Genomic DNA, 2,483 nt, shown 5'->3' with positions numbered 1-2,483 from the left:
GTCCGTGGTGGGGTCTGTGGGCCGGGCGGGGGTGGGGATCGCCGCGCCCGCGCCCGCGCCGGTGCGCTGGCTGGTGCTGGCGGGGCCGCGGCGCAGGGAGGTCAGGGCCCACCAGCCGACGCGCCAGAATCCTTCGGCGACGATCGCGCGGCTCATCTTCGACGCGCCGCGTTCGCGTTCGACGAAGTCGATGGGGACTTCGACGACGCGGAACCCGGCCTGCCAGGCGCGCCAGGCGAGGTCGACCTGGAAGCAGTAGCCCTGGGAGGCGACCTGGTCGAGGTCGCGGGCGCGCAGGACGTCGGCGCGGTAGGCGCGGAACCCGGCGGTGGCGTCGTGGAGGGGCACCCCGAGGGCGGCGCGGACGTAGGCGTTGGCGCCGCGGGAGAGGACGAGCCGGCTGCGGGGCCAGTTGTGGACGGTGCCGCCGGGGACCCAGCGGGAGCCGATGGCCAGGTCGGCGTCGGTGAGGGCGTCGAGTAGGCGGGGTAGCTGTTCGGGCTGGTGGGAGCCGTCGGCGTCCATTTCGACGATGATGTCGTAGCCGTGTTGCAGGGCCCAGGTGAAGCCGGCGATGTAGGCGGAGCCGAGGCCGGATTTGCCGGGCCGGTGCAGGACGTGGATGTGGTCGTCGTCGTCGGCGAGCTCGTCGGCGATTTTCCCGGTGCCGTCGGGGCTTGCGTCGTCGATGACGAGCAGGTGGACCGCGGGGTTCGCCTGGCGTAGCCGGCGCGTGGTGTCCGGCAGGTTCTCCCGTTCGTTGTAGGTCGGGACGCAGACGACGACGCGGGTGGCTTCCACGCCTCTCCTCTTCTGGTCGGTGCCGGCGGCGGGTTGGTGCGTTTCCCCCGGGTGCTGGTGGTCGTCGCCGGTCCGGTCGGTGGATGTCGGGGTGGGTTGGTGGGTGGTGCTGGTCGGGTCGTTGTCGGCGGGTGTGTCGCCGGGGTGGTGGCGGGTGCGCCGGGGGTGGGTCAGTCCAGCAATCATGGCGAGTGCGCCGAGGGCGGTGAGCACCGCCTCCGGGACGATACCGAGGCGGGTGGCGAGGGTGTGGGTGGTGCGTAGTGGGAGTTGTGCGGACAGTACGCCGGCTTCGTAGAGCCCGGTCTGGGTGAGGATGGTGCCGTCGGGGGTGATGAGGGCGCTCTGACCGCTGGTGGAGACCTGGATGGTGGCGCGGCCGTGTTCGACGGCGCGCAGGCGGCTCATGGCGAGTTGTTGTTGGCTTTCGCCTTTGCGGCCGAAGGAGGCGTTGTTGGTTTGGATGACGAGGAGTTCGGCGCCGTGGTTGACGTTGTCGCGGACGAGGCCGTCGTAGGCGACTTCGAAGCAGATGACGTCGCCGATGACGGTGCCGGCGACGGGTAGGGCGCCGGTGCTGGTGCCGGCGAGGAAGTCGTTGGGCATCTCGTCGGCGAAGCGGCTGATGAGTTTTTCGAGCAGGGCGCGGCCGGGGAGGTATTCGGCGAAGGGGACGGGGTGGCGTTTGACGTACATGGCGCCGGTGGGGCCGTCGGTGGTCCAGATGAGGCCGGCGTTGCGGACGTGGCGGGGGCCGGGGCCGTCGAGGACGGCGCCGACGAGTAGTGGTGCGCCGGCGACGGTGGCGGCGTGGGTGAGGGCGGCGTGGGCGGTGGGGTTGGTGAGGGGGTCGATGTCGGAGGAGTTCTCCGGCCACAGGACGAGGTCGGGTTGGGGGGTGCGGCCGGCGCGGACGGCGGCGGCGAGGTTCTCGGTGCCGGTGACGTGGTTGTCGGTGACCTGGAAGGCCTCGCCGAGGGCGCCCAGGCCGCCGGCTTCGGGGACGTTGCCCTGGACGGCGGCGACGTTGAGGGTGCCGTGCTGGGCGGTGGTGGGCAGGGGAACGGCGAGGCCGGCGAGGGTGAGCGTGAGAGCACCGGTGAGAGTGGCCAGTAGTGGCCGGATGCGGGTCGCCGTGCCGCCGGTGGCCCGTGCGGTGGCTCCTGTACCCGTGGCGCGGGCGGTGGTGGCGTGGGTGAGGGCTGTGGCGAGCAGCGCGGCGGTGGTGGCGACGGCGAAGGTGACCAGAGGCGCGCCGCCGAGCGCCGCGAGGGCGGTGTAGGGGCTGTTCGGCTGGCTGAACGCGATCCGCCCCCAGGGGAAGCCCCCGAAGGGCGCACGGCCCCGTAGCGCCTCCTGGGCGACCCAGATGGCGCCCGTCCACAGCCACGGTGCGGGTAGCCGCTGAACGAGGGTGGTGGCGGGTGCTACGAGGGCGAGGAGGGCGGCCTCGGCGGTGGACAGCACGATCCAGCCGTCGGCGCCGACGAAGGAGACGAAGCGCAGCAGGGGTAGCAGGAACGCGAGGGAGAACAGCATTCCCAGCCCGTAGGAGGCTCGTAGACGCCGCCCGCGGACGGTCAGGGTGAGAACGGCCAGGGCGACCGGTGCCAGCGGCCACAGGCCGACCGGGGGGAAGGCGAGGTAGAGCAGGGCGCCGGCGAGGACGGCCAGGGCGGGCC

Annotated in this window: 1 protein-coding gene; it reads right to left on the bottom strand. The window is 72.7% G+C overall.

Translation table 11 applies throughout. The features are described 5' to 3' along the window. Window positions 1-2,483: apolipoprotein N-acyltransferase (gene lnt, locus FMEAI12_RS39040; RefSeq protein ID WP_235015047.1), on the bottom strand; the 2,483-nt coding region annotated here is incomplete at both ends.

The sequence above is a fragment of the Parafrankia sp. Ea1.12 genome, assembly GCF_900465275.1.
Classification (GTDB): Bacteria; Actinomycetota; Actinomycetes; order Frankiales; family Frankiaceae; genus Parafrankia; species Parafrankia soli.
Note: the sequence above shows the minus strand (reverse complement) of the source record. Positions and strands in the feature narration are given on the sequence as shown.